Annotated in this window: 19 protein-coding genes; 13 read left to right on the forward strand and 6 right to left on the reverse strand. The window is 73.5% G+C overall.

The annotated features are described in order from the left end of the window. Positions 1-23: 23 nt before the first annotated feature. Together ACWDXC_RS02405 and ACWDXC_RS02410 are read left to right on the forward strand one after the other, a co-directional pair. A complete protein-coding gene (locus tag ACWDXC_RS02405; protein ID WP_449977189.1) occupies positions 24-1,136 on the forward strand; it encodes a histidine kinase in 1,113 nt (370 codons plus the stop codon). Further along, entirely contained in the window at positions 1,133-1,780 is a 648-nt protein-coding gene (locus ACWDXC_RS02410; protein WP_449977192.1) for a response regulator, read from the forward strand. Before ACWDXC_RS02405 ends, ACWDXC_RS02410 begins: the two co-directional genes overlap by 4 nt. Here the strand turns inward: ACWDXC_RS02410 and ACWDXC_RS02415 are convergent. Continuing rightward, positions 1,761-2,939 (reverse strand): FAD-dependent monooxygenase, encoded by a 1,179-nt coding sequence (locus ACWDXC_RS02415; RefSeq protein ID WP_449977194.1) that lies wholly within the window; start codon positions 2,937-2,939, stop codon positions 1,761-1,763. The two genes, ACWDXC_RS02410 and ACWDXC_RS02415, sit on opposite strands and share 20 nt — an antisense overlap. Positions 2,940-2,995: 56 nt before the next feature. On the opposite strand from ACWDXC_RS02415, the gene ACWDXC_RS02420 reads away from it, so the two are divergent. The 6 genes from ACWDXC_RS02420 to ACWDXC_RS02445 all read left to right on the forward strand — a co-directional run bounded on the left by ACWDXC_RS02420 (position 2,996) and on the right by ACWDXC_RS02445 (position 6,682). Beyond that, positions 2,996-3,193 carry a hypothetical protein gene (locus ACWDXC_RS02420; protein ID WP_197094079.1) on the forward strand — a complete coding sequence of 66 codons (198 nt, stop codon included), beginning with the start codon at positions 2,996-2,998 and terminating at the stop codon, positions 3,191-3,193. A 17-nt stretch (positions 3,194-3,210) separates the two neighbouring features. Further along, positions 3,211-3,669, forward strand: a complete 459-nt coding sequence (locus tag ACWDXC_RS02425) for a Clp protease N-terminal domain-containing protein (RefSeq protein ID WP_449977197.1) — start codon at positions 3,211-3,213, stop codon at positions 3,667-3,669. A 116-nt stretch (positions 3,670-3,785) separates the two neighbouring features. After that, positions 3,786-4,031, forward strand: a complete 246-nt coding sequence (locus tag ACWDXC_RS02430) for an SHOCT domain-containing protein (protein WP_449977199.1) — start codon at positions 3,786-3,788, stop codon at positions 4,029-4,031. 93 nt (positions 4,032-4,124) lie between these two features. Then, positions 4,125-4,325, forward strand: a complete 201-nt coding sequence (locus ACWDXC_RS02435) for a hypothetical protein (RefSeq protein WP_219511251.1) — start codon at positions 4,125-4,127, stop codon at positions 4,323-4,325. Positions 4,326-4,375: 50 nt separating this feature from the next. Continuing rightward, on the forward strand, positions 4,376-5,200 hold the full coding sequence (locus ACWDXC_RS02440) for an urease accessory protein UreH domain-containing protein (RefSeq protein ID WP_449978154.1): 825 nt from the start codon (positions 4,376-4,378) through the stop codon (positions 5,198-5,200). Between the two features lie 54 nt (positions 5,201-5,254). Then, complete coding sequence (locus ACWDXC_RS02445) at positions 5,255-6,682, forward strand: tetratricopeptide repeat protein (protein ID WP_449977202.1); 1,428 nt, start codon at positions 5,255-5,257, stop codon at positions 6,680-6,682. A gap of 27 nt (positions 6,683-6,709) precedes the next feature. On the opposite strand, the gene ald is transcribed toward ACWDXC_RS02445, so the two are convergent. After that, positions 6,710-7,825, reverse strand: a complete 1,116-nt coding sequence (gene ald / locus ACWDXC_RS02450) for an alanine dehydrogenase (RefSeq protein ID WP_357583938.1) — start codon at positions 7,823-7,825, stop codon at positions 6,710-6,712. Between the two features lie 62 nt (positions 7,826-7,887). Further along, positions 7,888-9,270 carry an aspartate aminotransferase family protein gene (locus ACWDXC_RS02455; protein WP_219511257.1) on the reverse strand — a complete coding sequence of 461 codons (1,383 nt, stop codon included), beginning with the start codon at positions 9,268-9,270 and terminating at the stop codon, positions 7,888-7,890. Between the two features lie 232 nt (positions 9,271-9,502). Between ACWDXC_RS02455 and ACWDXC_RS02460 the strand changes: the two genes are divergently transcribed. Then, complete coding sequence (locus ACWDXC_RS02460) at positions 9,503-10,858, forward strand: M20/M25/M40 family metallo-hydrolase (RefSeq protein ID WP_219511258.1); 1,356 nt, start codon at positions 9,503-9,505, stop codon at positions 10,856-10,858. An 83-nt stretch (positions 10,859-10,941) separates the two neighbouring features. Here ACWDXC_RS02460 and ACWDXC_RS02465 read toward each other — a convergent pair whose 3' ends face one another. Together ACWDXC_RS02465 and ACWDXC_RS02470 are read right to left on the reverse strand one after the other, a co-directional pair. Further along, positions 10,942-11,436, reverse strand: coding sequence for a pyridoxamine 5'-phosphate oxidase family protein (locus ACWDXC_RS02465; protein WP_449977207.1), 495 nt, complete (start codon positions 11,434-11,436; stop codon positions 10,942-10,944). Positions 11,437-11,483: 47 nt separating this feature from the next. Next, positions 11,484-12,119, reverse strand: coding sequence for a winged helix-turn-helix transcriptional regulator (locus ACWDXC_RS02470; protein WP_449977210.1), 636 nt, complete (start codon positions 12,117-12,119; stop codon positions 11,484-11,486). Positions 12,120-12,163: 44 nt separating this feature from the next. On the opposite strand from ACWDXC_RS02470, the gene ACWDXC_RS02475 reads away from it, so the two are divergent. Together ACWDXC_RS02475 and ACWDXC_RS02480 are read left to right on the forward strand one after the other, a co-directional pair. Then, positions 12,164-12,652: a pyridoxamine 5'-phosphate oxidase family protein gene (locus tag ACWDXC_RS02475; protein WP_364182242.1), complete on the forward strand. Its 489-nt coding sequence runs from the start codon at positions 12,164-12,166 to the stop codon at positions 12,650-12,652. Positions 12,653-12,654: 2 nt separating this feature from the next. Beyond that, on the forward strand, positions 12,655-13,380 hold the full coding sequence (locus tag ACWDXC_RS02480; RefSeq protein ID WP_449977215.1) for an alpha/beta fold hydrolase: 726 nt from the start codon (positions 12,655-12,657) through the stop codon (positions 13,378-13,380). Here the strand turns inward: ACWDXC_RS02480 and ACWDXC_RS02485 are convergent. After that, entirely contained in the window at positions 13,335-13,877 is a 543-nt protein-coding gene (locus ACWDXC_RS02485) for a cysteine dioxygenase (protein WP_449977218.1), read from the reverse strand. The two genes, ACWDXC_RS02480 and ACWDXC_RS02485, sit on opposite strands and share 46 nt — an antisense overlap. An 87-nt stretch (positions 13,878-13,964) precedes the next feature. On the opposite strand from ACWDXC_RS02485, the gene ACWDXC_RS02490 reads away from it, so the two are divergent. Further along, a complete protein-coding gene (locus ACWDXC_RS02490; RefSeq protein ID WP_449977221.1) occupies positions 13,965-14,849 on the forward strand; it encodes a LysR family transcriptional regulator in 885 nt (294 codons plus the stop codon). 22 nt (positions 14,850-14,871) lie between these two features. Further along, positions 14,872-15,498, forward strand: coding sequence for a LysE family translocator (locus ACWDXC_RS02495; RefSeq protein ID WP_219511272.1), 627 nt, complete (start codon positions 14,872-14,874; stop codon positions 15,496-15,498). Positions 15,499-15,631 lie beyond the last annotated feature (133 nt).

Here is a 15,631-nt window from a genome sequence, read left to right on the forward strand (position 1 = left end):
TGCGCGGGGCCTAGCGTGGGGGTGTGGGCAAGAAGACCGGGTTCGATCCCTACCTCGCTTTGATCATGGCGGTCGCCCAGGTCGTGCTGTCCCAGGGGGCGGCCTGGGGGCAGCGTGAGTTCAGGCGGCCGCTCGACGCGGTGGCGTACGTGCTGCTGCTGATCGGCCCGGCGGCGATCGTGTTCCGCCGCAAGTTCCCGGTCGCCTCGTCCGTCGTGGCGCTGCTGGCCACGTACGCCTACACCTGGCTCGGCTACCCGCTCGGGCCCGTCTACTTCGCCCCGGCGATCCTGCTGTTCTGCCTGATCACCCAGGGGCGGCGGCTGGCCGGCTGGATCATGGCGGGGGTCACGCTCGCGGTCTTCGTCGCGTACGGCTACATCGGCAGCGAGCTGTCGCTCGGGCTCTTCCACGACCTGGCCGTCACCGCGTTCATCCTGCTCATCATGGTGGTCGCGGAGCTCACCCGGATCTGGCGCGAGCGCCGCGCCCAGCAGCAGCGGGCCGCCGAGGAGGAGACCAGGCGGCAGGCCAGCGAGGAGCGGCTGACGATGGCGCAGGAGCTGCACGACGTGCTGGCGCACAACATCTCGCTCATCCACGTGCAGGCGTCGACCGCGCTGCACCTGATCGACGACCAGCCCGAGCAGGCCCGCACCGCGCTGACCACGATCAAGGCCGCCTCCAAGGAGGTGCTGGGCGAGATGCGCTCGGTGCTGAACGTGCTGCGCGAGGGCGCCCCGCGCGCCCCCACGGCGGGGCTCGACCGGCTGGACGACCTGGCCGAGCGCAGCGGCCTGGACGTGACGATCAAGCGGGTGGGCTCGCGCCCGCTGCCGCTGCCGGTCGAGCGGGCCGCGTACCGGATCGTCCAGGAGTCGCTGACGAACGCCGCCCGCCACGCGCCCGGCTCGCGGGTGACGGTGCGGCTGGAGTACGGCGCGGACGAGCTGGCCGTCCGGGTGACCGACTCCGGCGCGACGGCGCCGGGCGCGCTGTCCGAGGAGGGCAGCGGCAACGGCATCCCCGGCATGCGCGAGCGGGCCTCGGCCCTGGGCGGCACGCTGGTGGCCGGCCCGTCGGGCGACGGCTTCCAGGTCTCGGCCCGGCTGCCCCTACCCCAGGAGGATCGATGATCAAGCTGTTGCTCGCCGACGACCAGGCGCTCGTGCGGGCCGGGTTCAAGGCGCTGCTGGACGCCCAGCCGGACATGTCGGTGGTGGCCGAGGCGGCCGACGGGGCCGAGGCGGTCCGCCTGGCCGCCGAGCACCACCCCGACGTGGTGCTGATGGACATCCGGATGCCGGGCACCGACGGCCTCACCGCGACCCGGCAGATGCCGGAGGGGCCGCGCATCGTCATCCTGACGACGTTCGAGCTGGACGAGTACGTGTTCGAGGCGCTGCGCGGCGGCGCGAGCGGCTTCCTGGTCAAGGACACCGAGCCGGCCGAGCTGATCCAGGCCGTGCGGGTGGTGGCGGCCGGGGAGGCGCTGCTGTCGCCCAGCGTGACCCGCCGCCTGATCGCCGAGTACGCCTCCCGCGCCAAGGAGCCGCTGGCCGCCGGGGGCCTGGACCAGCTCACCGAGCGCGAGCGGGAGGTGCTGACGCTGGTCGGCTCCGGCATGACGAACGACGAGATCGCCGCCCGGCTGTTCATGTCGCCGGCGACGGCCAAGACGCACGTGAGCCGGGCGATGATGAAGCTGCACGCCCGCGACCGGGCCCAGCTCGTCGTGATCGCCTACGAGTCCGGCCTGGTCAAGCCCGGCTGGCTCTGAGCCCCGGCCGGCGCCGCCGCCGGCGGGCCGGCGCGCCCGGGGGCGTGTACGGGCCGGTCGAGCCGTGCAGCAGCGCGGCCAGGTGGCGGGCGGGCTCCGGGTGGGCGAACACCTCGCCGAGCAGGTCGCGCAGAGCCGCGCCCTCCTCGCCGGACAGCCGTTCCAGCGCCCGCTGGGCGCGGGTGTGCGCGAGCGTCCGCTCGGCCTGCGGGCGGCGCTCGGCCTCGTACGCGTCGAGCACCCGGGCGGGGGCGCCGGCCAGGTGGGCGGCGAGCTTGGCGGCGAGCTCGGCGGCGTCGACGAGGCCGACGTTCAGCGCCGACCCGCCCGCCGGGAACAGGTGGGCGGCGTCGCCCGCGAGGAACACCCGCCCGGCCCGGTAGCGCTCGGCGAGCCGGGCCTGGGCGACGGTGGCGGTCAGCCAGATCGGCTCGCCCAGCGGCAGGTCGCGGCCGGTGACCCGGCGCAGGGCGGCCCGCAGGTCACCGACGGTGACGCCCCCGGCCTCGCCCTTCTCCCCCAGGCTGCCCTTCTCGCGTACGGCGACGATGTGGACGCCGGGCCGCAGCGAGGTCAGCAGGACGCGCCCGCCGGGGAACTCGTTCCAGCCCCGCGCCAGCCCGCCGAGCCTCGGCCTGCCCCGGAAGTGGCCGAGCCGCAGCACCTCGTCGTCGGTGGTGCCTAGGAAGCCGATCCCCGCCTGCTCGCGGACCAGGCTGCGGCCGCCGTCGCAGCCGACGGCGAACCTGGCCCGCACCGGCCGCTCGCCCGCCACGTGCAGCGTCACGCCCTGCTCGTCCTGGGTGAGCGAGCGCACCTCCCGGCCGCGCCGGATCTCCGCCCCCAGCTCGGCGGCGCGCCCGGCCAGCAGTCTCTCCAGGCGCGGCTGCTGGATGACCACCGTCCGGAACGGCACGTCCAGCCGGGCCAGCGGCAGCGTCACCGGCCCGAACGGGAAGCGCGGCGGCCTGCGTGCCCCCTTCAGCAGTCCGCGCTGGTCGAGCAGGTCGACGGCCTGGCCGATGACGCCGTTGGCGCGCGGCAGCTCGCTCGGCTCCGGCCTCTTGTCCAGCACGAGCGGCCGCACTCCGGCCAGCGCCAGCTCGCCCGCCAGCATCAGCCCGACGGGCCCGGCTCCCACGATCACGACATCGTTCATGCTGTCAGGCTAGATTGACAAATCTCCGGCTGTCAATCTAGCCTGACAGCGTGGACATGGGAGAACTGTCTGAACGCATCAAGTCCCACGACCCCGCCGTGGGCCTGCGCGCTGTCGGCGCACTGCACCGGCTCGCCGAGCAGGTCGAGGCCGTCTCGGTCGGGCTCGCCCGCGAGCAGGGCTGGACGTGGGAGCAGATCGGCGACGCCCTCGGGATGTCGCGCCAGTCGGTGCACGCCAAGTACGGAAAGTGAGGCCCGCCATGTTCGGCATGGACAAGAGCCCGTTCGGTCAGGCGATCAAGGCCGCCCAGGACGAGGCCCGGCAGCGCGGCGACCGCCGCCTGGGCACCGAGCACCTGCTGCTCGGCCTGCTCCGCGACCCGTCCGGCGCCCCGGCGCGGGCGCTCGGCGTCGACGCCGCGACGGCCCGGGGCGCGCTCGACACCCTCGACCGGGCCGCCCTGCGCGCGATCGGCATCGACGTCGGCGACGCCCCGGAGGCCAGGCCGCGCAAGCATCCGCCGCTCCCCGGCACCGCGCTGTCCTCCAGCGCCCGCGCCGCGATCGTCCAGGCGGCCAAGGCCACCACCAGGAAGAACCGCGACCAGGAAGGTCCGGGCCGGCTCCTGCTGGCCCTGCTCGACCAGCGCCACCCCGACCCGGTGGCCGAGCTCATCGACGCCCTCGGCGTCGACCGCGCCGCCGCGCGCGCCCGCCTCTCCCCCTGAGGCGTACGGCCACCGGGCAGCGCGTACTCCCCCGGGCGGACCCCAGGACGCGCCCGCCGTCCGATTCGCCGCGGCCCTCCGGCGGCGACCCTGGAGGTACGCCGAAGGAGGAGAACATGAACACGTTCGCGCACGCGGGCTTCTGGCCCGTCATCCCGATGATCTGGGGCCTGTTCTGGATCGCCGTCGTCGCGCTCGCCGTCTGGACCTGGCGCCGGGGCGTCTGGGGCCGGCGGGGACGCCCCGCGGAGACCAGGCCCACCGCGCCCGCCGAGCAGATCCTCGCCGAGAGGTACGCCCGCGGCGAGATGAGCGACGACGAATACCTCGAAAGGATGTCCGTGCTCAGAGGCGGGGCCTGATAAACGGTACGCAGGGTGAAACAACTGTCACTGGCCGCATTCGGCACGCAAGGTTACTTTCCCTACAGGACCTCTTCCAGAAGTGGGGATGAGATGCGGTCAATCGCCAGGTTCTGCGGCCAGTGCAGCTGCGGCTGCCCGGAGCTGTTCGTCGACCCGACGGCGCCCGAGGATCGCCAGGTGGTCATCACGGACGACTTCGGCCAGCGGGTGGAGATGAGCCACGACCAGTTCGCCTCGATCGTGGAGGCGGCCAAGGCCGGATCGCTGGACGAGCTGGCGCTGGTCCACTGAGCACCACGGCACAGGCGCTCACGCTGCTCGGCAGCGGCCTGGCCGCCGGGCTGCTGGCGGGCACCGCCTCGTGCACCGCCGTGCACGGCGGCCTGATGGTCGGGCTGGCCGAGGGGCGCGGCCGGGCGGTGGCCTGGTTCCTGGCCGGCCGGCTCGCCTCCTACTCGGCGGCCGGCGTGCTGCTCGGGCTGATCGGCGCCGCCGTCAAGCCGCCGCCCGCCGCCCGGGCGGTCCTGCTGGTCGCCGCGGGCGTGCTGGTGATCGTCTTCGCCGTGCGGGCGCTGCGCCGCACCGGCTGCGCGCCGGGCGGGCGGGAGCTGCCCCCGATGGCCGCGCCGCTGCTCGGGGCCGCCACGATCCTGGTGCCGTGCGGGGTGACGATCGGCATGGAGCTGGTCGCGGTCTCCAGCGGCTCACCGCTGCCGGGCGCGGCGGTGATGGCCGGGTTCGTGCTCGGCAGCTCGCCCGCGCTGGCGCTCCTGGGTTACGTGCTGCGGCGCGTGTCCCGTACCCGGCTGTCCAAGGTGACGGCGGCGCTGGCGGTCGCGGCGGGGCTGTGGACGATCGGGGCGGGCGTCAACCTGGGCGGCTGGCTGCCCGCTGGCGCGAGCGCCGGACCGGATCGGCCGCTGAGCAGGACCGTCACCATCTACGCCACCCACGACGGCTACCGGCCCGCGGCCGTGGAGGCGCCGGCCGGGGTGCCCGTCGAGGTGGTGTTCAAGCTGGTCGACCGGGGATGCGCGCAGACCGTGGCGTTCGCCGGGCGCGACCTGGCCGTGCCGGCGACGGTGAAGCTGCCGCCGCAGCCGCCGGGAGAGCTGCGTTACGCCTGCGGGATGGGCATGTTCACAGGCTTCATCAAGTTCTCCTGACAGGCTCGGCGATTACCGTTCGCGATCGGGCGATCACGTGCCACCCTGTGGGCCATGGCGTGGAGGCAAGGTGACGTGGCGCTGCCGGCCGTGCCGGCGCCACGGGTGGGGGACGAGGCCGAGCTGCTGATGGCGGCGCAGGCGGGCGACGCGCAGGCCGCGCACCGGCTGGGCAGGCTCTACGCGCAGCGCGGCGACCGCCTGTCGGCCAGGCAGTGGTGGGAGCGCGCCGCCGCCGGCGGCAACATCGACAGCGCCTACAACCTCGGCATCTGGCACGAGAAGCACGGCAGCCTCGACGAGGCCGTCACCTGGTACGAGCTGGCCGCCGGCACCGGCGACGCGGAGGCCGCCGTCAACCTGGCCACGCTGCTGCTGGAGCAGCGCGGCGACTACGCGATGGCGCGGAGCTGGTACGAGAACGCCGCGCGGGCCGGGTCGCGGGCCGCGGCGCGCAGGCTGGCTCTGATGTGCGAGGACGCGGGCGAGATCCAGGCGGCGCGGGAGTGGCACCGGCACGCCGCCGCCGCCGGTGACGCGCCCTCCGCGCACGACGCCGGGTTCCTCGCCTACTCGGGCGGCGACGAGGAGGAGACCGTGCGCTGGTGGGAGACCGCCTCCCGGGCCGGGCACGCCGAGTCGGCCTACTGCCTGGGCCTGTTCCTCCAGGCCAGCCGCGACCCCGAGGGCGCGGAGGGCTACTACCGGCTGGCCGCCAAGAGCGAGCACCCGGGCGCCGCCTCGCAGCTCGGCGCCATCGCGCTGTCGCGCCGCGACCTGCGCACCGCGCGCGGCTGGTACGAGCAGGCCGCCGGGGCGGGGCGGCTGGAGGACCAGCGGATGGCCGGGTTCGTCTGCGTGGAGCTGAACGACGCGCAGGGCGCCAGCCACTGGTTCGGCAGGGGCGCGGCGGGCGGCGACGCCGAGTCGGCGTTCAACTTCGCGCTGCTGCTCATCGCCGAGTTCGGCGACCTGGGCGGCGGCCAGCACTGGTTCCGCCAGGCGGCGCTCGCCGGGCACCACCGGGCGGCCGTGGAGCTGGGCGGCCTGCTGACGGCCGCGGGCAAGACGGCCGAGGCCGAGGAGTGGCTGGCCGACCCGCCGCCGCCCGCCTGGGACCGGCCCGCCGAGCCGGAGCTGGTGGCCCGCGCCGAGCTGGCCGCCGCCGCCACCGGCCGCCGGGGCGGCCACGGGCTGTCGGTGACGGAGCTGACGGAGATCCTCGGCACCTGGGACCTGATGACCAGGCCGCTGCTCGACCACGCCGACGTGATCGGCTGGCTGGTGAGCCGCAGCGGGCTGCACGCCAGCGCGGTCGAGCACCTGGCCTCGGTGCGCGGCACGCTGCTGCGGCCCGGCAGCGGGCCGTGGCCGAGCCCGGGCGAGATCGAGCACGTGCTGGCCACGGCCCGCGAGCTGCGCCGCCGCCTCGGGACGGCCGGCGCCGCCCGCGACGGAGGCGGTTCGCCACGCCGCCGGTGAACACCGCCGACCGGCCCCGCGGCTCGGTCAGGCGGCCAGCACCTCGGCCACCGGCGTGTACGGAAGCTGGAGCGCCTGGGCGACCGGCTCGTTGGTGAGCGTGCCGGCGTGCGTGTTGAGGCCCCCCGCCAGCGTCGCGTCCGCGGCGAGCGCCTCCTGCCAGCCCAGGTCCGCCAGCTTGACCGCGTACGGGAGGGTGGCGTTGGTCAGCGCGTTCGTGGAGGTGTTGGGCACCGAGCCCGGCATGTTGCCCACGCAGTAGAAGACCGAGCCGTGCACCGTGTAGGTGGGGTTGGCGTGGGTGGTCGGCCGGGAGTCCTCGAAGCAGCCGCCCTGGTCGATCGCGATGTCGACGAGCACCGAGCCGGGCTTCATCCGCGAGACCAGCTCGTTGCTGACCAGCGTGGGAGCCTTCGCGCCGGGGATGAGGACCGCGCCGATCACCAGGTCGGCCCGCAGCACCTCCTGCTCGATCGCGTACGCCGTCGACACCAGCGTGCGCAGCCGGCCCTGGTAGACGGCGTCGATGAAGCGCAGCCGGTCGACGTTCGTGTCGAGGACGGTCACCTCGGCGCCCATGCCGACGGCGATCTGGGCCGCGTTCAGCCCCGAGACGCCGCCGCCGATCACCACGACCTTGGCCGGGGCCACGCCGGGCACGCCGCCCGGCAGCACGCCGCGCCCGCCGTTGGAGCGCATCAGGTTGTACGCGCCGACCTGCGGCGCCAGCCTGCCCGCCACCTCCGACATGGGGGCGAGCAGCGGCAGCGCCCGGCCCTCCTGGACCGTCTCGTACGCGATCGCGGTGGTGCGCGCCGCCAGCAGCGCGTCGGTGCACGGCCGCGACGCCGCCAGATGGAGGTAGGTGAACAGCACCTGGCCCTCGCGCAGGCGGTGGTACTCCTCCGCGATCGGTTCCTTGACCTTGAGGACGAGGTCGGCCTCTTCCCAGACCGCGTCGGCGCCCTCGCGGATCTTCGCGCCCGCCGACAGGTACTCCTCGTCAGTGATGTGCGAGCCGAGCCCCGCGCCGCGCTGGACCGTCACGCTGTGGCCGTGGTTGACCAGCTCGTGGACGCCAGCAGGGGTGACCGCGACGCGGTATTCGTGGTTCTTGACCTCGGTCGGCACGCCGATCTTCATGGGCGATGCTCCTTTCGGGAACAAAAAATCCGGTACGGCGAGCCGTACCGGATGGGGGGTTTCTACAATCGCGCCCACGCTTCCGTGAGCACCGAGCGGAGTATCGACCCGATCTCGTCGAACTCCTTCGGTCCTGCGATCAGCGGTGGCGCGAGCTGGATGACCGGGTCGCCGCGATCGTCGGCCCGGCAGTAGAGGCCGGCGTCGTACAGCGCGTGCGACAGGTAGCCGCGCAGCAGCCGCTCCGACTCGTCGGCGTCGAACGTCTCCTTGGTGGCCTTGTCCTTGACCAGCTCGATGCCCCAGAAGTAGCCGGAGCCGCGGACGTCGCCGACGATCGGCAGGTCCTTCAGGCCGTCGAGCGTGGCCTGGAACACGGGCTCGTTCCTGGTGACGTGGCCGAGCAGGTCCTCGCGCTCGAAGATGTCCAGGTTGGCCAGCGCGACGGCGGCGGAGACGGGGTGGCCGCCGAAGGTGTAGCCGTGGGCGAACATCTGGTCGCCGTTCTTGAACGGCTCGAACAGCCGCTCGTGCGCGATCATGGCGCCGATCGGCGAGTAGCCGCTGGTCATGCCCTTGGCGCAGGTGATGATGTCGGGCACGTAGTCGAACTTCTCGCCGCCGAACATGGTGCCGAGCCGGCCGAAGGCGCAGATGACCTCGTCGGAGACGAGCAGCACGTCGTACTCGTCGCAGATCTCGCGCAGCCGCTGGAAGTAGCCGGGAGGCGGCGGGAAGCAGCCGCCGGCGTTCTGCACGGGCTCGGCGAACACGGCGGCCACCGTGTCGGGGCCCTCCATCTCGATCGCCCTGGCCACCCGGTCGGCCGCCCAGATCCCGTACTGCTCGGGCGTCATGCCCGGCACGCCGGTGATCTCGTCGGCGCGGTAGTGGTTGGTGTTGGGCACCCGCACCGAGCCGGGCACCAGCGGCTCGAACATCTGCTTGAACGCCGGGATGCCGGTGATCGACAGCGCGCCCTGCGGGGTGCCGTGGTAGGCGATCTGGCGGCTGATGACCTTGTGCTTGAGCGGCTTGCCGACGAGCTTGTAATACTGCTTGGCCAGCTTCCACGCGGTCTCGACGGCCTCGCCGCCGCCTGTGGTGAAGAACACGCGGTTGAGGTCGCCCGGCGTCATCGCCGCCAGGCGCTGGGCCAGCTCGGCGGCCTTCGGGTGCGCGTAGGACCACAGGGGGAAGAACGCCAGCTCCTGGGCCTGCTTGGCGGCGGCCTCGGCCAGCTCGCCGCGCCCGTGGCCGACCTGGACCACGAAGAGTCCCGCCAGCCCGTCGAGGTAGCGTTTGCCGTTGATGTCGTAGATGTAGGAGCCCTCACCGCGGACGATGGTCGGGACCTCGGACTGCTGGTAGGCGCTGTGCCTCGTGAAGTGCAACCACAGGTTGTCCTGAGCGGCCTTCAGGACGTCGTTTTCCGGCTGCGTCATAGCTATCTTCCCTTGTGTCTGACCTCCCCACAGTCTGCATCTTCACCTACGCTTTGCCAAGCGAATGCGTCGCGACACTCTGCAAGAAAACCGAGATCCGCAGAACCGGTATGTAACAACTACGAAATCCGCAGGTAGATTAGCCGATGCAGCATCCGGTTTCACGCACAGTGAAGCCTTGTGTGATGCAATGAGACGTTAACTATCGAGAACGACCCCGGGGGACCCACCCGTGACTCCTGACCAGATCGAGAGCGCCGTCGCGGCAGCCATGCCCCAGTCCGTCGAGGAACTGAGGCGCCTGGCCGCCATCCCCTCCGTGGCCTTCCCGGGGCACCCCGAGGAGCCCGTGCTGGCGGCGGCAGCGGCGGTGGAGGAGCTGCTGCGCAGCACCGGCCTGGCCCGCGTGCAGCAGATCCCCGTCGAGGGCAGCTTCCCCGCCGTCTACGGCGAATCGCCGGCCCCGCCCGGCATGCCCACGGTCCTGCTGTACGCCCACTACGACGTGCAGCCCGCCGGCGACCCGGCCGCCTGGCGCACCCCGCCCTTCGAGCCCACCCTCATCGACGGGCAGCTCTTCGGCCGGGGCGTGGCCGACGACAAGTCCGGCATCATCTCCCACGTCACCGCCCTGCGCGCCTTCCAGGGCCGCTTCCCCGTCGGCATCAAGGTCATCATCGAGGGCCAGGAGGAGTACGCCGGCGAGCGGCTGGAGGCGTTCGTCGAGCGCAACCCCGACCTGCTGCGCGCCGACGCCATCGTGGTCGCCGACACCGGCAACCCGCGCGTCGGCGACCCCGCGGTGACCACGTCGCTGCGCGGCATGGCGGCCTTCACGATGGAGGTGCGCACCCTGCGCGAGCCCGTGCACAGCGGCTCGTTCGGCGGCGCCGCCCCCGACGCGCTCGCCGCCCTGATGCGCATGGTGAGCGCGCTCCACGACGAGAACGGCGACATCCGCGTGCCCGGCCTGCCGCGCGGCAGCTTCCTCGGCCAGGGCCCCTCCGAGGAGGAGTTCCGCAAGACGGCCGGCGTCGTCGACGGCGTCTCGCTGGTCGGGTCCGGCTCGCTCGCCGACCGCCTCTGGGCCTCCTACGCGATCACCGTGACCGGCCTCGACGTGCCCAGCGTCTCGGGCGCGGTCAACGCCGTCCAGCCGGTCGCGCGGGCCCGCGTCACCGTCCGCGTCCCCCCGGCGGGCGACCCCAAGACCACGGTCAACGCGGTCGTGGAGTTCCTGCGCCAGGTGGCGCCGTGGGGCGTCAAGGTGTCGTTCGGCGACTTCACCGTGGGCTCCGGCTTCCAGGCCGACTCCGGCGGCAAGGCACGCTCGGCGCTCAACCGCGCCATGGAGCGCGCCTTCGGCCGCCCGCCGCGCGACGTCGGCGCCGGCGGCTCCATCCCGCTGGTCAACACGCTGCTCAAGCAGTTCCCGGCGGCGGAGATCCTGCTGTTCGGCGCCGAGGACGAGGACGCGGCCATCCACGCGCCCAACGAGCGGCTCGACCTGGAGGAGCTGCGCCGGGTGGCCACCACCGAGGCGCTGTTCCTGCGCGAGCTCAGCCTCCCCTCGGCGCTCGGCGTCTAGGGAAAGCCAAGGGCCCAAGGGCGGCGAAGCGCGGCAGCGCCTTCGCCGCCCTTTCGCCTGTCCGGGTCCCGGCCGGTCGTGGGTCAGGGGCGCCAGCGGGTCTGGGCGTAGTCGCCCTTGCGGAAGCCGAGCACCTTGTCCGGGGCGACCTCGAAGACCAGCGCCCGGCCGCCCTCCTCGCTGTGGAAGGCGCCGTCGCGCACCTCGAAGCGCCACTCCTCGCCGTACTTGGCCACGTAGGCGGCGGCGAGCGCGTGGAGCAGGCCGGGGTCGGACACCTGGGCGGCGACGCCCTCGACGACCAGGTCGAGGCCCTCGCGCAGGGCGCTGGCGCCGGTCGTGAGCGCGCACCGCTGGTTGGTCTCCAGGTTGCGGGCCTTCTGCTCGCCGGGGCCGGTGCAGAAGTAGAGCGCGCGCTCGTGCCAGACGGCGATCAGCGGCGTGACGTGCGGGCGGCCGTCCGCCCGCACGGTCGACAGCCAGTACGTCTGCGCGCGGGCCAGCTCGTCGCGAGCCTGCTCCCACGGCGTGGCGGTGGCGCCCGGCGCGCTGAAGCGCTCGTCGAGATGGGTCTCCATGGCGGGGTCCTTCCCGTGTCGGTTCGGGGGGATGGACTCCGGCGGGGTCAGGAATTCGTCGCCGGGCGCGGGAAGAGCCGGACGAACCGCTCGGCGACCTGCTTGTCCCCCTCGACGGCCATCCTGTCGCAGGGCTCGCCCATGAACACGACGGCGCGCAGCGTGCCGGGGTCGCTGTCGAGGACGGCCTGGGCCGGGGCCTGCCCGTCGGCCGCCCGGGTCAGCGTGAGCCGACCGCCGTCCACCGCGGCCAGGAAGCGCTGCTCGCCGAGGCGCAGCTCGACGCTGCCGGTGAAGCCTTCGGCGGCCCGGGGGTCGAAAGTGGACTTCAGGGCGTACATGAGCGCGTCGGGGCTGAGCGGCCGGTCGGAGCGCAGCGGCGTGCGGCTGCCCCAGCGGGCCAGCGCGAGCACGACGGGCTCCAGGTCGCGGCCGAGGCCGGTCAGCTCGTAGACCTGGCTCGCGGCGGGCGGCGGCAGCTTGCGGCGGCGCACCACCTCCGACTCCTCCAGCTCGCGCAGGCGCTGGGAGAGCACGTTCTGGCTCGCGCCGGGCAGGCCCGCGCGCAGGTCGGTGAAGCGCTTGGGGCCGAGCAGCAGCTCGCGGACGATCAGCAGCGCCCACCGCTCGCCGACGTGGTCGAGGGCGCGGGCGATGCCACAGGGGTCGTCGTACGTTCTCATCAGGCTCCTTGCCAACTCGCACCAGATAGTCCTAGTTTAGGACTATGGAGACCGACCTGAACACACTGCCGCAGGGCGACCTCAGGCTGCTGGAGCACGAGGTGGCCCGCAGGCTGCTCGTCTCGACGGAGCTGGCCAGGGTCGCCTACGTCGCCGCCGACGGCACGCCCCGCGTCTACCCGACGATGTTCCACTGGAACGGCGAGGAGCTGGTCATGGCCACGTTCGCCGGCGCGGCCAAGATCACCGCGCTGCGCGCCAGGCCCGACGTCGCCATCACCATCGACGCCAACACGATGCCGCCCGACGTGCTGCTCATCCGGGGCCGGGCCGAGGTGACCGACTGGGAGGGCATCGTCCCGGAGTACGCCCTGGCCCACCACCGCTACGCCGGCCCGGAGCAGGGCGCCAGGAACGTGGCCGAGGCGGACCGGCCCGGCGTGCGCATGGCCCGCATCGCGGTCCGGCCCGCCTGGGTGGGGGTGCTGGACTTCCAGACCCGCCTGCCCGCGCCGATCGCCGGCCGGGAGTGAGCGTGACGACGTTCGCACTGATCCACGGCGGCGGCGGCAGCGCCTGGTACTGGCACCTGCTGGAGGACGAGCTGCGCCGGCGCGGCCACGCCACGGTGGCCGTCGACCTGCCCATCGAGGACCCGGACGCCGGGCTCGGCGACTACGCGGACACCGTGGCCGATGCGGTCCGGCGGGCCGCGCCGAAGGCCGGCGGGGAGGGCACAGGGGAGCGCACAGGCGAGAGCGCCGGGCGGCTGGCCGTGGTGGCGCACTCGTGGGGCGGCTTCGTCGGCCCGCTGGTGTGCGACCGGGCCGGGGCCGACCTGCTGGTGATGCTGGCCGCGATGGTGCCCGTGCCCGGGGAGGCGCCCGGCGACTGGTGGGCCAACACCGGCTTCGGCGACAAGGACATCGACGACGAGGTGGCGCTGTTCATGCACGACGTGCCGCCCGAGCTGGCCGCCGAGGCGTCGCGGCACAACCGGGGGCACGCGGACAAGGCGCTCGTCGAGCCGTGGCCGCTGGAGCGGTGGCCGGACGTGCCGACCCGCTTCCTGCTCTGCCGGGACGACCGCTGGTTCCCGGCGTCGTTCATGCGGGAGATGGCCCGGGCGCGGCTCGGGGTGACGGCCGACGAGATCGACGGCAGCCACAGCGTCATGCTGTCGCGGCCCGCCGCGCTGGCCGACCGGCTCGAAGCCTACGACCGGGAGGCCGCCGAGGACGCGCGGACCGGCAGGTCGTAGACGCGGCGGACGCTGCTGCCCAGCCTGCTCACGTCGGCCCCGTACACGTGGATCGAGACCCCGACCTCGGCGCTGGTGTTGCGCACCTTGTGGAGGTCGCCGGGCGGCGCGAAGCCGCTGACCTCGCCGGGCCGGTTGTCGGCGCGCCCGATCTCCAGCAGGTGGTCGCCCATGTCCCGGTAGAGGGTCTCGTGCTCGACGCCGCTGAGGACGCCGAACGCGCACCACGAGACGTGGTCGTGGATGACGGTGTCCTGGCCGGGCCGCCAGACCACCGCCACGACCGAGAACGCGTCCTGCGCGTGCAGCACGCGGGACACGTACCCGTCGGGTGAGCCGGCGCGCTCCTCCTCGGTGAGGATGTCCAGCGGGGGGAGCCCGTCGCGCAGCAGGTCGGCGACCGCGAACGCGGTCTCGCGGCGGCCGAGGCCGCGGTCGGTGATCGCGCGGATGCCCGGCACCAGCTCGCCGAGCCCGGGACGCAGGGTCGTCTTCATGGCTTGCCTCCTTTCCTCCACGGTCCTACGGCGGCATCGATAGGTCCAACAGAAGTAATGAGGCTCATTCATAGGTACGGTTGATGGATGCTTGATGTCGTGCGGCTTCGCGTCCTGCTGGCGGTCGCCCGGAAGGGATCGCTCACGGCCGCGGCCAAGGAGCTGCACTACGCGCAGCCGTCCGTCAGCCATCACCTGGCCAGGCTGGAGGCGGAGACCGGGGCCAAGCTGATCCAGCGGGCCGGGCGCGGCATCCGGCTGACCGAGGCGGGGCGGCTGCTGGCCGAGCGCGCCGCCGACATCGTGAGCCGGCTCGACGCCGCCGAGGACGACCTGGCCGCGCACGTCGGGCTGCGGTCGGGGCGGGTGCGGCTGGCGGCGTTCCCGTCGGCGCTCGGCACGTTCGTCCCCGAGGCCGCCGGGCTGCTCGGGCGCGAGCACCCGGGGCTGCGGCTGCACCTGACCGAGACCGAGCCGCCCGAGGCGCTCAAGCTGCTGCGGGCCGGGCGGGTCGACGTCGCGGTCATCTTCCGCTACGACGACACCGCGCCGGAGGACAACGGCATCCAGATGGTCCACCTGCTCGACGACCCGAGCTACCTGGTCTCGCCCGGCCCGGACCGGACGCTGGAAGGGCATGCCGGATCGGCGTGGATCGCCGGGTGCGACCGGTGCCGCAGCCATCTGCTCGACCTGTGCGACAAGGCGGGATTCGCCCCGGACATCACGTTCACCAGCGACGACATCGTGGCCGTGCAGGCGCTGGTGGCCGCCGGGATGGGCGTCACCGTCCTGCCGGGGCTGGCGTTGCGCGCGCACCGCCACCCGGAGGTGTCGGCGACCCTGATCCCGGGCTCGACCAGGCACGTCTACGCCGCCGTCTACGGCGAGCCGCCGCACCCGCCGGCCACCGAGGCGCTGCTGGCGGCGCTACGGTCGGCGCTGGGGTCGGCGCTGCGGGAAACCCTTTGACGCGCCCTCCTACGATGGCCGCATGCCGGATCTGACGACACTCGCCCTCTTCTGCGCGGCCACGCTCGCGCTGCTGCTGGTCCCCGGGCCCGCGGTGCTCTTCATCGTCACGCGCAGCGTCGCCCAGGGCAGGTCCGCGGGGCTCGTCTCCGTCCTGGGCGTGCACGCCGGGTCCGTGGTGCACGTCGTCGCCGCCACGCTCGGGGTCAGCGCCCTGCTGGCGGCCTCGGCGACGGCCTTCACCGTCGTCAAGTACGCGGGCGTCGCCTACCTGGTCTGGCTCGGGCTGCGCAAGCTGGTGCGTCGGGGCGGCGGCGAGGAGGCCGTGGCGGTGCCGGAGCAGTCGAGGCGGCGGATGTTCTGGGAGGGGTTCGTGGTCAACGTGCTCAACCCGAAGACGGCGATCTTCTTCCTGGCGTTCCTGCCGCAGTTCACCGACCCGTCCGCCGGGCCGGTCGCGCCGCAGATGCTGGTGCTGGGGCTGATCTGGATGGTGCTCGGCATGGCCAGCGACGGCACGTACGCGCTGCTGTCGTCTGCCCTGGCCGGTTACGTGCGCGGCTCGGCCCGGGCGCGGCGGCGGCTCGACGTGGGCAGCGGGCTGGTCTACCTCGGGCTGGCGGCCTGGCTCACCGGCGAGAAGGCGTAGCGGATGTAGCCGCCGGGTGACATGCCTCTTCCCGAATGATCGCCAGGCGGCGAAGAAGAGCGACAAGCCGGAAATTTCGTGTCTCTAGTGCCATAGTGAGCGGGTGGCGGGGGCTCCAGGCGTTTCTGCGCGG

It is taken from the genome of Nonomuraea sp. NPDC003214, assembly GCF_053590035.1.